This window comes from Achromobacter spanius (assembly GCF_002966795.1).
Lineage (GTDB): Bacteria > Pseudomonadota > Gammaproteobacteria > Burkholderiales > Burkholderiaceae_B > Achromobacter > Achromobacter spanius_D.
In genome coordinates, this window is sequence record NZ_CP023270.1 from 1377384 (window position 1) to 1391294 (window position 13911).

At 66.1% G+C, this 13911-nt stretch carries 15 protein-coding genes; 9 read left to right on the plus strand and 6 right to left on the minus strand.

Annotation, left to right across the window (positions count from 1 at the left end; genetic code table 11):
• Positions 1-3 precede the first annotated feature (3 nt).
• The 3 genes from CLM73_RS06140 to msrB are packed head-to-tail and all read right to left on the minus strand — an operon-like array spanning position 4 to position 1262.
• Positions 4-273 (minus strand): BolA family protein, encoded by a 270-nt coding sequence (locus tag CLM73_RS06140; protein ID WP_056568226.1) that lies wholly within the window; start codon positions 271-273, stop codon positions 4-6.
• Positions 274-279: 6 nt separating this feature from the next.
• Complete coding sequence (locus CLM73_RS06145; protein ID WP_056568223.1) at positions 280-864, minus strand: septation protein A; 585 nt, start codon at positions 862-864, stop codon at positions 280-282.
• Entirely contained in the window at positions 864-1262 is a 399-nt protein-coding gene (gene msrB, locus CLM73_RS06150) for a peptide-methionine (R)-S-oxide reductase MsrB (RefSeq protein ID WP_056568221.1), read from the minus strand. The genes CLM73_RS06145 and msrB overlap by 1 nt, the downstream gene beginning before the upstream one ends.
• A gap of 52 nt (positions 1263-1314) precedes the next feature.
• On the opposite strand from msrB, the gene CLM73_RS06155 reads away from it, so the two are divergent.
• From CLM73_RS06155 to CLM73_RS06185, 7 genes are all read left to right on the plus strand, one after another.
• A complete protein-coding gene (locus CLM73_RS06155; protein WP_105237743.1) occupies positions 1315-1992 on the plus strand; it encodes an energy-coupling factor ABC transporter ATP-binding protein in 678 nt (225 codons plus the stop codon).
• Complete coding sequence (locus CLM73_RS06160; RefSeq protein ID WP_105237744.1) at positions 1989-2585, plus strand: energy-coupling factor transporter transmembrane component T family protein; 597 nt, start codon at positions 1989-1991, stop codon at positions 2583-2585. Before CLM73_RS06155 ends, CLM73_RS06160 begins: the two co-directional genes overlap by 4 nt.
• A gap of 38 nt (positions 2586-2623) precedes the next feature.
• Positions 2624-3181: a biotin transporter BioY gene (locus CLM73_RS06165; RefSeq protein ID WP_105237745.1), complete on the plus strand. Its 558-nt coding sequence runs from the start codon at positions 2624-2626 to the stop codon at positions 3179-3181.
• A gap of 231 nt (positions 3182-3412) precedes the next feature.
• A complete protein-coding gene (locus CLM73_RS06170; RefSeq protein WP_105237746.1) occupies positions 3413-4576 on the plus strand; it encodes an ABC transporter substrate-binding protein in 1164 nt (387 codons plus the stop codon).
• Between the two features lie 177 nt (positions 4577-4753).
• Complete coding sequence (locus CLM73_RS06175) at positions 4754-5791, plus strand: branched-chain amino acid ABC transporter permease (protein ID WP_105237747.1); 1038 nt, start codon at positions 4754-4756, stop codon at positions 5789-5791.
• Positions 5792-5796: 5 nt separating this feature from the next.
• On the plus strand, positions 5797-7632 hold the full coding sequence (locus tag CLM73_RS06180; protein ID WP_105237748.1) for an ABC transporter permease subunit: 1836 nt from the start codon (positions 5797-5799) through the stop codon (positions 7630-7632).
• Positions 7632-8393 (plus strand): ABC transporter ATP-binding protein, encoded by a 762-nt coding sequence (locus tag CLM73_RS06185; protein ID WP_105237749.1) that lies wholly within the window; start codon positions 7632-7634, stop codon positions 8391-8393. Before CLM73_RS06180 ends, CLM73_RS06185 begins: the two co-directional genes overlap by 1 nt.
• Positions 8394-8476: 83 nt before the next feature.
• On the opposite strand, the gene CLM73_RS06190 is transcribed toward CLM73_RS06185, so the two are convergent.
• The 3 genes from CLM73_RS06190 to CLM73_RS06200 all read right to left on the minus strand — a co-directional run bounded on the left by CLM73_RS06190 (position 8477) and on the right by CLM73_RS06200 (position 11636).
• Complete coding sequence (locus tag CLM73_RS06190) at positions 8477-9193, minus strand: IclR family transcriptional regulator (protein WP_105237750.1); 717 nt, start codon at positions 9191-9193, stop codon at positions 8477-8479.
• Between the two features lie 19 nt (positions 9194-9212).
• The gene (locus CLM73_RS06195; RefSeq protein WP_105237751.1) at positions 9213-10109 is read right to left on the minus strand and encodes an NAD(P)-dependent oxidoreductase; all 897 of its coding nucleotides are present in this window, start codon (positions 10107-10109) and stop codon (positions 9213-9215) included.
• A 72-nt stretch (positions 10110-10181) separates the two neighbouring features.
• Positions 10182-11636, minus strand: a complete 1455-nt coding sequence (locus CLM73_RS06200) for an aldehyde dehydrogenase (protein ID WP_105237752.1) — start codon at positions 11634-11636, stop codon at positions 10182-10184.
• A 173-nt stretch (positions 11637-11809) separates the two neighbouring features.
• On the opposite strand from CLM73_RS06200, the gene CLM73_RS06205 reads away from it, so the two are divergent.
• Entirely contained in the window at positions 11810-12778 is a 969-nt protein-coding gene (locus tag CLM73_RS06205) for a Bug family tripartite tricarboxylate transporter substrate binding protein (RefSeq protein ID WP_105237753.1), read from the plus strand.
• A 75-nt stretch (positions 12779-12853) separates the two neighbouring features.
• Positions 12854-13834 (plus strand): Bug family tripartite tricarboxylate transporter substrate binding protein, encoded by a 981-nt coding sequence (locus CLM73_RS06210; RefSeq protein WP_105237754.1) that lies wholly within the window; start codon positions 12854-12856, stop codon positions 13832-13834.
• Positions 13835-13911 lie beyond the last annotated feature (77 nt).

The following is a 13911-nucleotide window of genomic DNA, read 5'->3' on the forward strand; positions in this document are numbered from 1 at the left end:
TTTCTATTTGGGAGCCTGGGCGTCAAGCGCAAGCGCATGAATCGGATAGGGGATCAAATCTTGCAAATGATGATACACCAGCCGGTGCCGCGCAACGGCGGAGAGCCCCGCAAAGCAAGGCGCTACGATGATTACGCGATAGTGGCCGGCGCCGTTTTTACTGCCTTCGTGGCCGGCATGCAAATGGGAGTCGTCCAGGATGTCCAGACTGATGGGTTCCAGGACGGCGAGGCGTTCCCGGATCAGGGCGATGCGGTCGGTGTTTTCTGACATAAAGGCTCAGGGCTTGCCGGGCGGCGTGGCGTCCGGGCCGGCCGGCGTGTTTTCTTCGGGCTGGATGTGCTTGCCCAGCCACAGCGACTGGCCAATGACGAAGACGATCATCAATCCCATCAGGCCAAAGGCCTTGAAACTGACCCACTGCGACTCGGTGAAGTGGCCCGAGAATGCAACGTACAGATTGAGCGCGCCGGCGATCAGGAAGAAGCCGGCCCAGATCAGGTTGAGCTTGTCCCATGCCGCATCCGGCAGCTGGATCTGCTTTTCCATCAGGCGCCGGATCAGGTTGCGCTTGAACAACAGGCGGGCAAAGACCAGCGCGCCGCCGAACATCCAGTACAGCACCGTGGGCTTCCATTTGATGAAGACGTCGCTGTGCAGCCAGATGGTGGCGCCGCCGAACACCAGGATGACCGTCAGGTTGATCCAGTGCATGGCTTCGGTGGGTCGGCCGGTGGCCTTGAGCCAGACGATCTGCGCCACGGCAGCCGCCATGGCGACGCCGGTGGCCGTGAAGATGTCCGTATACCTGTAGGCGATGAAGAACAGGAGCAGCGGAAAGAGGTCGAACAGGAACTTCTTCATCAGTCTTCTAGGGGCTCAAACGTCATCGACAGGGAATTGATGCAATAGCGCAGGCCGGTGGGCTCGGGGCCGTCGGGAAAGACGTGGCCCAGGTGCGCGTCGCAGACGTTGCACAGGACTTCGGTGCGGACCATGCCGTGCGTGGTGTCGCGTTCTTCGCGGACGAGTTCGGGGTCCAGCGCCTGGAAGTAGCTGGGCCACCCGCAGCCGGCGTCGAATTTGGTGTCGGATGCGAACAGCGCCGTGCCACAGCCGACGCAGCGGTAAATGCCAGGGGTGAAAGTATCCCAGTAGCGCCCGGTGAATGCGCGTTCGGTACCTTTTTGACGGGTGACCACGTATTCTTCGGGGGAAAGCTGGGCGCGCCATTCGGCGTCGGTTTTGCGTACTTTTTCCATATGAGCTCTTGGAGTCGCGATGCCCGAAATGGTTCGGGCATAATCCCGCCCCATGTTAATCGAGTTTGACCAGGCGGTAGTGTCGACGCCCCAGGCGGAAGTGTTGCGCGGGGTGAGCGTCACCCTGGCCGAACGCCGCATCGGCATCGTCGGTCCCAATGGCGCCGGCAAGAGCACGCTGGCGCGTCTGGTCAACGGCCTGGTGGTGCCGTCTTCGGGCAGTGTGCGCGTGGACGGGCTGGATACGCGGCAGGACCTGAAGGCCGTGCGCGCACGTGTCGGCTTCGTGTTCCAGAACCCCGAAAACCAGATCGTCTTTCCCATCGTGCGCGAAGACCTGGCCTTTGGCCTGAAGCGCCTGGCGCCTGACCGACAGCAGCGCGAAGCGCGCATCGACAGCCAGCTGGCCCGCCTGGGCGTCGCCCACCTGGCCGACCGCAGCAGCCACACGCTGTCCGGCGGTGAGCGCCAACTGGTGGCGCTGGCCGCCGTGCTGGTCATGGAGCCGGCCCTCATCGTCTTTGACGAACCCACCACGCAGCTCGACCTGCGCAACCGCAACCGGGTGCGCGCCGCCATCGACGGGCTGCCTCATGACGCCATCGTCGTCAGCCATGACCTGGAATTGCTCGAAGACTTCGACCGCGTGCTGGTCGTGCGCGACGGCGCGATCGCGGCCGACGACACGCCCGCCGCGGCGCTGCGCTGGTACCGGGAACACTGCGGATGATGGAGCCCCTGTACGTCGCGGGCGACACGCCGCTGCACCGCTTGCCGGCGTGGGGGAAACTGCTGGCGCTGATGGCGGCCGGCGCGGGCCTGTTCGTGCTGCGCGATCCGCTCTGGCTGGCGTTTGCCTTTGGTTTCTCGGTGGCGCTGGTCTGGTCCACGGGCGTGGCCGCGTCGGCCGTCTGGCGTCAGGTGCGCGGGCTGCTCTGGGTGCTATTGGCCGTGGCGCTCTTCACCGGCTGGTTTCAGGGTCCGATTGAGGCCCTGGCCGTCGTGCTGCGCGTGGCGGCGATGGTGGGGCTGGCCCTGGCCGTCACGCTGGCCACCCGTACGTCGGACCTGATTGCCGTCTGCGAAAAGGCATTGCGGCCGCTGGAGCGCACCGGTCTCGTCGATGCCGAAAAGGTGGCGCTGGCGCTGGCGTTGACGCTGCGCTTCGTGCCAGAGATCTGGCGCAATTTTCAAGAGATCCGCGAGGCGCAGGCCGCGCGCGGGCTGGGGGCGAATCCGGTCGCGCTGATCGTGCCGCTGATCGTGCTGACGTTGAAGCGGGCCCAGGAAGTCTCTGAAGCGATCGACGCGCGCAGTGTCTGAATGCCGCGCGCCCTGAACTCATCTACAAGGGAAAGACCATGAAATCAAACAACACCGTGCTGGTGGCGCTGTTTGCGGCGCTGATCGTCGTGCTGAGCCTGATGCCGCCCATTCCGATGCCCGGCATTCCGGTGCCCATCACGCTGCAGACGCTGGGCGTCATGCTCGCCGGCGCCATGCTCGGTCCCGTGCGCGGCGCGCTGGCGTGCCTGCTGTATCTGGCGCTGGCGGCAATTGGCCTGCCGGTGCTGCCGGGCGGGCGCGGCGGGCTGGGGGCGTTTTTTGGCCCGACCGGCGGGTTTCTGGTCGGCATGGTGGCGGGCGCATTCGTGATCGGCTGGCTGGCGCGCCGCCTGGCCGTGCGCGGTTCGGGCACCTGGAAGGGACTGGCGGGGTATGTGGCCGCCTGCGTCGTCGGCGGCATCGTGGTGGTGTATGCCTTTGGCGTGCCGTGGCTGGCGGCCGTGGCGAAGATGGACATGGCAAAGGCCGCGGGCGCGGTCGCGGTGTTCCTGCCCGGCGATCTGATCAAGGCCGTGGTGGCCGCGTGGGTGGCGTCGCGCGTTGAGCGGGTGTACCCGATGCTGGGCCGCTGATTGCCAAGGGAATCCCCCAACATGACGCCTGCGACCCTTTCAAGTACAAGTTCGCCATTAACAAATGCGTTCGCCAGATTGTGTTTTCCGTAGCACATCAGGGAATTACCGTAGTTGCGGTAGGTCATCTGATACTGTTTTAACCATATAATATTTTTTTCTGTATAACTTTAAACAGGCTCGCTTCGCCTCGGTCGAGGCATATAAGAGCCAACCACAGGAGACAAAAACATGCGCAAGCACTTCGGCTTGTCCGCGGCCGCCGCCGCCGTAGCCCTGACTCTGCCGCTTCTGGCGAGCGCACAGGTCAAGGTTGGCGTGACCGTGGCCAGCACCGGCCCCGCCGCCTCGCTTGGCATCCCCGAGCGCAACACCGTGGCACTGCTGCCCAAGGAAGTCGCCGGCCAGAAGATCGAATGGATCGTGCTGGACGACGCCACCGACACCACGCAGGCCGTCAAGAACTCGCGCAAGCTGGCCACCGACGACAAGGTCGACGTGCTGATCGGCACGTCCGTCACGCCGGGCTCGCTGGCGATGGTCGACGTGGCCGCCGAAGCCAAGGTGCCGATGATCAGCGTGGCCGCCAGCGCCAAGATCGTCGAACCCGTGGATGACAAGCGCCGCTGGGTCTTCAAGACCCCGCAGAACGACGCGCTGATGGCCGGCGCTCTGGCCGACGCGATGTCCAAGTCCAAGGTCAAGACCCTGGGCTTCATCGGTTTTGCCGACGCCTACGGCGACGGCTGGCTGGACGTGATGCAAAAGGCTGCCAAGGCCAAGGGCATCGAGATCGTCGCCGTCGAAAAATACGGCCGCACCGACACCAGCGTGACGGGCCAGGTGCTCAAGCTGGTCGGCGCCAAGCCCGACGCCATCCTGATCGCCGGCGCCGGCACCCCGTCCGCGCTGCCGCAAAAGGAACTGAAGGCCCGCAACTACGGCGGCACCATCTACCAAACCCACGGCGCCGCCAACAACGACGTGCTGCGCGTCTGCGGCAAGGACTGCGACGGCATGCTCCTGCCGGCCGGCCCGCTGCTGGTCGCCGCGCAACTGCCTGACAGCAACCCGGTCAAGAAGTCGGCCCTGGCCTACGTGGAAACCTACGAAAAGGCCAATGGCGCCGGTTCGACCAACACGTTCGGCGGTCATATGTGGGATGCCGGCCAACTGGTCGTCGCCGCGCTGCCCGTGGCCCTGAAGACGGGCGCCAAGCCCGGCACGCCGGAATTCCGCGTTGCGATGCGCGACGCCCTGGAAGGCGTGAAGGACCTGGCCGTGTCACAAGGCGTGTTCAATATGTCGCCCACGGACCACGCCGGCTTTGACGAGCGCTCGCGCGTCATCGTCAAGGTGGAAAACGGCAAGTGGGTCTACCAGCCCGGCCTGTAATTCCCCTGTATCGCCCGAGCGCGGGCCGCCCCATCGCGGGCGTCCCATGCGCGGGGGGCGGCACACCGCCCGCCGCGCCGCGCCCGGCAGGACTTCACACCGGCCTTTCCGGCCGGTGTGTCGTATCAGTGTTCCGGATGGGGTCGGAACACCAAGAAACCACAAGGTAGTTGTTAGATGGATTCCTCAATTGCGCTGATCCTGCTGCAAGACGGTGTCGTCAACGGCGCCATCTATGCCCTCCTGGGCATGGCTCTGGTGCTGGTTTTCGCCGTCACGCGCGTCATTTTCATTCCCCAGGGCGAGTTTGTGGCGTTCGGCGCCCTGACCCTGGCCATGCTGGTGGACGGCAAAGTGCCGGGCACCGCCTATCTGCTGCCGTTGCTGGGCCTGGTGTGCCTGGCGCTTGAGCTGGTGCGCGCCGTGCGCACGCGCAGCGCCGCGGCCCTGCCCAAGACCATCGCCACCTGCGTCGTGCTGCCGCTGGCGCTGTTCTGGCTGACCAAGAGCTACACCGGTCCCGAGAACTCGCTGTGGCTGAACATGCTGCTGACGCTGTTCCTGGTGATTCCGATGGGTCCGATGGTCTATCGCATCGTCTACCAGCCGCTCGCCGAAGCCACCGTGCTGGTGCTGCTGATCGTGTCCGTCGCCGTGCACTTCGCGCTCATGGGCCTGGCGCTCGTGTTCTTTGGCGCCGAAGGCTGGCGCACCCCGGCATTCGTGAGCGGGCAGGTCGACCTGGGCTTCATGACGTGGTCCGCGCAGAGCCTGTTTGTGGTCGCCACGTGCGCGCTGCTAATCATTGCCTTGTGGGTGTTCTTCGGCAAGACGCTGTACGGCCGCGCGCTGCGCGCCACCGCCGTCAACCGCCGCGGCGCGCGTCTGGTGGGCATCAGCACCAACATGTCGGGTTCGCTGACGTTCACGCTGGCCGTGGGCATCGGCGCCATGTCCGGCATGCTGATCGCGCCCATCACCACGGTCTATTACGACACGGGCTTCTTGATCGGCCTGAAGGGCTTTGTCGGCGCCATCATCGGCGGCCTGGCCAGCTATCCCATCGCCGCGGCCGGCTCGCTGCTGGTCGGCGTGCTGGAATCCTTCTCGTCGTTCTGGGCCAGCGCATACAAGGAAGTGATCGTCTTCACCTTGATCATCCCGGTTCTGGTCTGGCGTTCGTTCAGCACCCATCACGCGGACGAAGAGGAATAACAGCCATGAACCGCATTTTGCTTGCCGTTTTTCTCGTCGTCCTAGCGGGCCTGCCGATGGTGTCGGCCACGCCTGAATTCTGGGTGACGCAACTGAACTACATCGGTCTGGCCAGCCTGGTCGTGCTGGGCCTCGTGCTGCTGACCGGCGTCGGCGGCCTGACGTCCTTCGGCCAGGCGGCGTTCGTCGGCCTGGGCGCCTACACCACCGCCTACCTGACGACGCAGTACGACGTGTCGCCCTGGCTGGCGCTGCCCGCGGGCCTGATCCTGACCGCCGTCGTGGCCTACCTGCTGGGCGCGATCACGCTGCGCCTGTCGGGCCACTATCTGCCGCTGGGCACCATCGCCTGGGGTCTGTCGCTGTATTACCTGTTCGGCAACATCGACTGGCTGGGCAAGCACGACGGCATTGCCGGCATCGAGCCCATCAGCATCTTCGGGGTGTCGCTGGCCAACGGCCGCCACATCTATTACCTGATCTGGGTCTGCGTCCTCCTGGCGCTGTGGGCCACGCGCAACCTGCTCAACTCGCGTCCCGGCCGCGCCATCCGCGCGCTCAAGAGCGGGGCGGGCATGGCCGAGTCCATGGGCGTCAACACCGCCGCCTACAAGATCGTGATCTTCGTGTGGGCGGCGTTGCTGGCCTGCGTGTCCGGCTGGCTGTATGCGCACATGCAGCGCGCCGTCAGCCCCAGCCCGTTCGGCCTGAACTACGGCATCGAATACCTGTTCATGGCGGTGGTCGGCGGCGCGGGTTACGTGTGGGGCGCCTTGCTGGGCTCCAGCGTCATCCTGGTGCTGAAGGATCAGCTGCAGAACCTGCTGCCCAAGCTGCTGGACACCAACGCCAACTTCGAGATGATCGTCTTCGGCGTGCTGCTGATCCTGATGCTGCAATACGCGCGCAACGGCCTGTGGCCGATCCTGGCGGGCTGGTGGGGCAGCATCACCGGCGCCAACGGCTCGCGCCGCAATCTGGCGCCGCCCGCCGCGGCCCCGGCCCTGCCGACGCGCGAGCGCCCTCAGCCGGGTCAGGTCGTGCTGGAAGTGGACGCCATCCGCAAGGAATTCGGCGGCCTGGTGGCGGTGAACGACATCACCTTCAAGGTCAGCTCGGGCGAGATCATGGGCCTCATCGGCCCCAACGGCGCGGGAAAGAGCACGACCTTCAACCTGATCAGCGGCGTGCTGCCGGTGACGCGCGGCCAGGTCACGTTCATGGGGCAGCGCATCGACAACCGCTCGGCGCGCGAGATCGCCAAGATGGGCGTGGGCCGCACGTTCCAGCACGTGCAGCTGCTGCCGGGCATGACGGTGCTGGAAAACGTGGCGCTGGGCGCGCACCTGCGTTCGGACGTGGGCGTGCTGTCGGGCGCGCTGCACTCGGACCGCGCCCGCGAAGCGCAGTTGCTGCATGAAGCTGCAGAACAGCTCAAGCGCGTGGGCCTGGGCGAATACCTGTACGAACAGGCGGGCAACCTGGCGCTTGGCCAGCAACGCATTCTGGAAATCGCGCGCGCGCTGGCGTGCGATCCCGTGCTGTTGCTGCTGGACGAACCGGCCGCTGGCCTGCGCTACAAGGAAAAGCAGGACCTGGCGCGCGTGCTGGAACAGCTTCGCGCGGAAGGCATGAGCATTCTGCTCGTTGAACACGACATGGATTTTGTGATGCGCCTGACCAACCACCTCGTGGTGATGGATTTCGGCACGAAGCTGGCCGAAGGCGTGCCGGCCGACGTGCAAAAGAACCCGGCGGTGCTGGAAGCCTACCTGGGCGGCATCGACGACGACCTGCCCGAAGCGGACCAGGCCAAGCCCGTGCCTGCGGGAGGCGTGTGATGAGCGCATCGAATTCCCCCGTTCTCGAAGTCAGCAACCTGTCGGCCCGCTACGGCAAGGTCGGCGCGCTGGCAGGCGCCACGCTCAGCGTGCCGGCCGGCAGCATCGTCACCGTGATCGGCGCCAACGGCGCCGGCAAGTCCACGATGCTCAACGCCATCATGGGTTCGCTGCCGCAGACCGGCCACGCCGCCGGCACCGTGCACTACGCCGGGTCGGACGTGTCGGGCTGGATGGTCGAACGCCGCGTGGCGGCGGGCATGTCGCTGGTGCCAGAGCGCCGTGAGCTGTTCGGCACCATGTCGGTCGAAGACAACCTGCTGCTGGGCGGTTTCCGGCGCTACCGGGCCCGCGAAAGCGGCTGGCGCGACACGCTGAACGAAGTGTTCGATCTGTTCCCGCGGCTGCGCGAACGCCGCGCCCAGCAGGCCGGCACCCTGTCCGGCGGTGAACGCCAGATGCTGGCCGTGGGCCGCGCACTGATGGCCAAGCCGACGCTGCTGATGCTGGACGAGCCCAGCCTGGGTCTGGCGCCCCGCATCGTGCGCGAGATCTTCCACATCATCGCGCGCCTGCGCGAGACCGGCGTGGCAATCCTGCTGGTCGAGCAGAACGCCCGCGCGGCGCTGCAGGTGGCCGATTATGGGTACGTGCTGGAAACCGGCGAGGTCATCCTGCACGGTCCGGCACGCGAACTGGCCGGTGATCCCAAGGTGATTGAAAGCTATCTGGGGTTGGGCAAGGGCGCCGAGGCGGCCTGACGCCATGCGGAATAAAGAAAACGCCGGCTGCCGCGAGGCGCCGGCGTTTTTTTGCGCGCGCGTCTGCCGTTATCGGTCTGCCGTCACTTGCCCGACGGCCAGCGCCCGCCAAGGGCGCGAGTGGCTTCTGCCGCCGCGTCCTGCACAAGCTTGCCCATCTTCTTGACGGCGGCGGGCGAGTAGCGCTCTTTCGGCCCCGACAACGAGATGGCGCCGCAGAGGTCGCCGTCCGGTCCGAAGACCGGGCTGGCTACCGCCGCGCAATTGGGGTCGCGTTCGCCCATGGAGGTGAGCATCAGCCCGGCCTGCGACGGCGGCTGTCCGTCAACCAGATACGCGGTGAGCAGCTTGCCGGCCGCGCCCTTGTCCAGCGGCAGCAGGTCGCCGACGCGGATGCGGTCCAGCGTCGAATGATGCGAATCGACGCGCAACAGGCACACGCGCGACTGCGCGTCGTGATAGACGTGAAAGGACGCACTTTCGGTGCCCTTGTCGACCAGGCCTTCCAGCAGCGGCAGGATGGTCTCGGTCAGGCGGTAGGTGGCCTCGTAGGCCCGCCCGAGGTGGTGGGCATACGGTCCCAGCGCATAGCGCCCGTCGGCGCGGCGCACCACGAGGGCCGCCTTTTCGAGTGAAGCGATAAGCCGCAAGAGTGTGCTCTTGTAAAACCCCGTGGCCCGGGAAAGATCGGCAAGCGTGATGGGATCGGTGCGTTGCGCGACGGCCCCGACGATGGTCAGGGCGCGTTCGACGGCGGCGACGCCGTCGGTGGAATTATCCTGAGTAGGGGTACGACTCATTGGAATGATAGGGGGGTGATTACGCGGTGGTTCCCGAGTCCGGATCGATCACCCGGCTGATGACGGGGAAATAGCGGTTGCCGTGCCCCTGGGCGAGCGCCGCGTCGAACCAGTGATCCACGTTGCGGGCTCCCAGTGCCTGTACGCCGGTCTGTTCTGCCAGCGCCAGCGCGTAGCGCAGGTCTTTGCGGGCGTAGTCCACAGGGAAGGCTTTTTCGGGAAAGTCTGCGGGCAGAATAGCCTTTAAGCCGTGGTTGCGCAACGCGAAGCTGTCCGCCGAACCGCGTGTGAAGGTCTCCAGCAGGACGCGCGGATCGACCCCCGAACGGCGTGCGATGGCGCGTGCTTCGGATAGCGCCACCACCGTTTCGAAGAGCACCATGTTGTTCAGAATCTTGACGACCTGGCCGCTGCCCACCGGGCCGCAATGCGTGATTTCGTTGGCAAACGTGGAGACCAGCGGTTTGACGCGCGCGAACACGCCTTCATCGCCGCCGATCATGACCGACAGTGTGCCGGCTTCGGCCGCGGCGCGCGTGCGGGCGACGGGCGCATCGATGAAAACCGCGCCTTTGGCCGCAAATTCCCCGGCCAGTTCGCGCGTCACGTCGACGGGCGAGGTGCTCAGGTCCACGATCAACTGGCCACTGCGCGCGTTCGCCAGCAGGCCATCGGCGCCGCGGGCAAGCTGCGCCACGACTTCGCCGGACGGCAGCGACAGGAACACCACGTCGCATTCGCGCATGATCTGCTGGGCGGTTGCCGCGGCGACGTTGTGCGCGGCCAGCCGTTGCAGGGGGGCCGGATCGTTGTCGCAGCCCAGCACGGGCACGCCGCCCTTGACGGCCAGATTGCGGCAGATGGGTTCGCCCATGACGCCCAGGCCGATGAAGCCGGCTCGTTGAAATTCAGGCATGAGGATAGTCTCCGATGAAGTGTTGGAGGGGCCGCGCCGGCGGCCCCGGATGATGCTGGGGTAAGGGGCGGCCTACATGCCGAAATAGATGCCCTTGGATTGCTGATACAGGCGCAGTCCGCTCACGCCCTTTTCGCGCCCGATGCCGCTTTGCTTGAAGCCGCCGAAGGGCGTGGAGATGGAGAGCTGCTTGTACGTGTTGATCCAGACGCTGCCCGCCTCCAAGCGCCGGGCCACGCGCCAGGCGCGCCTGTAGTCCGCCGTCCAGACGCCGGAGGCCAGGCCATAGGCGCTGTCGTTGGCCTGGTCGATCAGATCGTCTTCGTCATCGAACACCAGCGCGCACAGCACCGGTCCGAAGATCTCTTCGCGCACGACGTGCGCATCCCGCGACAGGCCGCCAAGGATGGTGGGGCGGTAGAACGCGCCGGCCTCGAAGGCCTTGCCCTCGGGGCGTGCGGCGCCCAGCAGCACTTCTGCGCCATCGCGGCGTGCGCCCTCGACCATGGCTTCGATCTTTTCGCGATGGCCGAAGGAGGCGATCGGGCCCATCTGCGCGCCATCGGCGTCGGGCAAATCGACCCTCAGGCGGCTGGCGCGCGTCACGAGCTTCTCGATGAAGGCCTGGGCGATGCTGCGCTGCACGTACAGCCGGGAACCGGCCACGCAGGACTGGCCGCTGCCTTCGAAGATGCCGCCGATGACGCCGTCGATCGCGGCGTCCTGGTCGGCGTCCTCGAACACGATGTGCGGTGATTTGCCACCCAGTTCCAGCGCCACGGGCATCAGCTTTTCCGCGGCGGCATGCGCAATGGCGCGGCCGCTGCCGGTGCCGCCCGTGAACGACACCATGCGCACGCCGGGGTGCTCGACCAGACGCCGCCCCACGGTCGCGCCCAGGCCGGTCACCACGTTCAGGATGCCAGCCGGCAGGCCGGCCTCAAGGGCAATGCGGCCCAGCGCCAGCGCCGGGGACGAGGTGACCTCGGAGGGTTTGAGGATCACGGCGTTGCCCGCAGCCAGCGCTGGCGCGACCTTCTGCGCCTCCATCGTGAGCGGCGAGTTCCACGGCGTGATCGCAACGACCACGCCATAGGGATCGTAGTGCGTCATGGACAGATAGTTGCCGCGCGCGGGCGTGACCTCGGCGCCCAACGTTTCGCACACGCCGGCGTAGTAGCGGAACGTGGCCGCCGCGCTGGCGACCTGCGCCTTGCACTCGGCCCACACCTTGCCGTTTTCGATCATCTGCAACTGCGCAAGCAGCTGCGCATTCTGGTCCATGCCGTCGGCGATGCGGCGCAGGATCGCGGCGCGCTGGTGCGGCAGCATGTCGCGCCATGCAGGCTGTCGCTGCGCGTGCCAGGCGGCTTGAACCGCCTGGTCGACCTGCGTATCCGACGCCGCGCTGATCCGGTAGTTGCGGGCGCCGGTGGCGGGGTTGATGGACTCGAAGGCGGCGGCGTCCTGCGCGACCCATTCGCCGCCGATCAGCATGGGTTTAAGGGTTTCCGATGATTCGGACATGAAGTGTCGTTCCTCTCTTGATGGCTCTGTTTCGCGCTGGCGGCAAGCGGCCGACGCGCATTTATTCGTTGACAGCCCGGGTTTGAAAAAATATAAAATAGAATAAGCGTTCTGCACAATGGAACGATAAGAATAAACCAAACTTTCAATCGATGACAAGAGGAGACCTACCCATGCAACGCAATTGGCTGCGTGCGCTGGCTTGTGCCGCGACGCTGTTCACGGCGGCGGCGCACGCCGACACCTACCCTTCGAAACCCGTATCGATGATCGTGCCGTACCCGGCCGGCGGCGCCACCGACGTGGTCGCGCGGGCCGTGGCCGAACGGCTGACGCAGACGTGGGGGCAATCGGTCATCGTTGAAAATCGCGCCGGCGCCGGCACCACGATCGGCGCAAGTTCCGTGGCCCGCGCGCGCGGCGACGGCTACACGCTGTTTATGACGACGTCCGCGCACACGATCAGCGGACACCTGTACAACAAGCTCAGCTACGACCCCGTCAAGGACTTCGCGCCGATCACGCTGGTGACCAAGGTGCCGCTGGTGCTGGTAGTCAACCCTGCCATTCCGGCCAAGACACTGCCGGAGTTCCTGACGTACCTGAAGCAGAACGGCAGCGCGGTGAACTTTGCCTCGCCGGGCAACGGCACGGCGCAGCACCTGAGCGGCGAACTCTTCAAGATCGCCACGAAATCGAACATCACGCACGTGCCTTACCGGGGCGACGCGCCGGCCTTCACGGACCTGGCGGGCGGGCAGGTGCAGATGATGCTGGCCACCATCACGTCCGCGCTGCCGCTGATCGAGTCCGGCAAGCTGCGTGCGCTGGCCGTCGCCAACGGCAAGCGGGTGCAGGCGTTGCGCGACGTGCCGACGTTTGCCGAGGCGGGCATGCCCGGCTTCGAGGCCGCGACCTGGTTCGGCATCCTGGCGCCGGCCGCCATGCCGCCGGAACAGGCGCAGCGCATCTATGAAGACGTGTCGAAGATCGTGGCCACGCCGGCGATGCAGACCCGCATCGAGGGCCTGGGCGGCGAAGTCGTCAACAGCACGCCCAAGGCATTCGCCGCCTTCATGCAGCAGGAAGAGGAGAAGTGGGGCCAGGCCGTCAAGGCTTCCGGCGCCGTCGCAGCGCAGTAGACACCAACGCAATCCGCAGCCGTGCGCCAACGCAGCGCCCGGCGCGGATCCATGCAATCACGGAGGAGACACATCATGACAGTTGCAAAATGGCTGGCAGCAGGCGCGTTCGCCTGGTGCGCAGCATTGCCGGCGGCCGCAAACGCGGCCGACTATCCCAACGCCCCGGTCAAGTTCGTCGTGGGCTTCAGCCCCGGCAGCACGATCGACATCGTGGCGCGCATCGTCGGCGACGCGCTCGCCACCCGTATGGGCCAGACGTTCGTGGTCGAAAACCGGACGGGCGCGAACGGCATGATCGCGGCCCGCATGGTGGCGCAGGCCAAGCCCGACGGCTACACGATCCTGGTCAGCAATTCCAGCTCGATCACAGTCAACCCCTTGCTCTACAAGGATCTGCAGTACCACCCGCTGAAGGACTTCGAGCCGGTGACGACCGTGGTGTCCGTGCCTTTCATCCTGACCATCAACGCCGAGAACCCGCGTGTGGCCGGCGTGAAGGACGTCAAGTCGCTGGTCGACCTGGCGCGGCGCAATCCCAACACGGTCAGCTACGGGTCGGCCGGCAACGGCAACCTGATGCACCTGGCGGGCGCGCAGCTGGCCACGATGTCGGATGTGCAGATGCTGCATGTGCCGTACCGCGGCGCCGCGCCGATGGAGGCGGGGCTGCTGTCCAAGGAAGTCGATTTCGGCTTTGACACGCTGTCCGGCGTGCCGCTCATCAAGGCAGGCAAGCTGAAGGCGCTGGCCGTATCTACCGCGCAGCGCTGGCATGACCTGCCAGATGTGCCCGCCGTGGCCGAGCTGGGCTACCCGGACTTCGACATCTCGTTCTGGGTCGGCGTGTTTGCGCCGGCGGGCACGCCGCCCGCCATCGTGGACCGCCTTAACCGCGAGATCGCCGCAGCGGCCAAGGATCCCGCGGTGCGTGCGCGGCTTGCGGCGCAGGGCAATCCCTCGACGCAATCGCCCAAGGAGTTCCGGCAAAAGATCGCCGACGAACTCAAGCAGAACGAGACGCTCATCAAGCGCGCAAACATCAAGATCGACTGAACCGCGGCGGCGGTGGCCGCGCGGGCAACTGGCAGGAAGGAGCACAAGGTGTCCTGGGAAAAAGAACTGCAGGAATT

Coding starts and splice junctions, on each gene's coding strand:
- CLM73_RS06140 (WP_056568226.1), bottom strand. CDS start 273: ATGTCAGAAAACACCGACCGCATCGCCCTGATCCGGGAACGCCTCGCC.
- CLM73_RS06145 (WP_056568223.1), bottom strand. CDS start 864: ATGAAGAAGTTCCTGTTCGACCTCTTTCCGCTGCTCCTGTTCTTCATC.
- msrB (WP_056568221.1), bottom strand. CDS start 1,262: ATGGAAAAAGTACGCAAAACCGACGCCGAATGGCGCGCCCAGCTTTCC.
- CLM73_RS06155 (WP_105237743.1), top strand. CDS start 1,315: ATGTTAATCGAGTTTGACCAGGCGGTAGTGTCGACGCCCCAGGCGGAA.
- CLM73_RS06160 (WP_105237744.1), top strand. CDS start 1,989: ATGATGGAGCCCCTGTACGTCGCGGGCGACACGCCGCTGCACCGCTTG.
- CLM73_RS06165 (WP_105237745.1), top strand. CDS start 2,624: ATGAAATCAAACAACACCGTGCTGGTGGCGCTGTTTGCGGCGCTGATC.
- CLM73_RS06170 (WP_105237746.1), top strand. CDS start 3,413: ATGCGCAAGCACTTCGGCTTGTCCGCGGCCGCCGCCGCCGTAGCCCTG.
- CLM73_RS06175 (WP_105237747.1), top strand. CDS start 4,754: ATGGATTCCTCAATTGCGCTGATCCTGCTGCAAGACGGTGTCGTCAAC.
- CLM73_RS06180 (WP_105237748.1), top strand. CDS start 5,797: ATGAACCGCATTTTGCTTGCCGTTTTTCTCGTCGTCCTAGCGGGCCTG.
- CLM73_RS06185 (WP_105237749.1), top strand. CDS start 7,632: ATGAGCGCATCGAATTCCCCCGTTCTCGAAGTCAGCAACCTGTCGGCC.
- CLM73_RS06190 (WP_105237750.1), bottom strand. CDS start 9,193: ATGAGTCGTACCCCTACTCAGGATAATTCCACCGACGGCGTCGCCGCC.
- CLM73_RS06195 (WP_105237751.1), bottom strand. CDS start 10,109: ATGCCTGAATTTCAACGAGCCGGCTTCATCGGCCTGGGCGTCATGGGC.
- CLM73_RS06200 (WP_105237752.1), bottom strand. CDS start 11,636: ATGTCCGAATCATCGGAAACCCTTAAACCCATGCTGATCGGCGGCGAA.
- CLM73_RS06205 (WP_105237753.1), top strand. CDS start 11,810: ATGCAACGCAATTGGCTGCGTGCGCTGGCTTGTGCCGCGACGCTGTTC.
- CLM73_RS06210 (WP_105237754.1), top strand. CDS start 12,854: ATGACAGTTGCAAAATGGCTGGCAGCAGGCGCGTTCGCCTGGTGCGCA.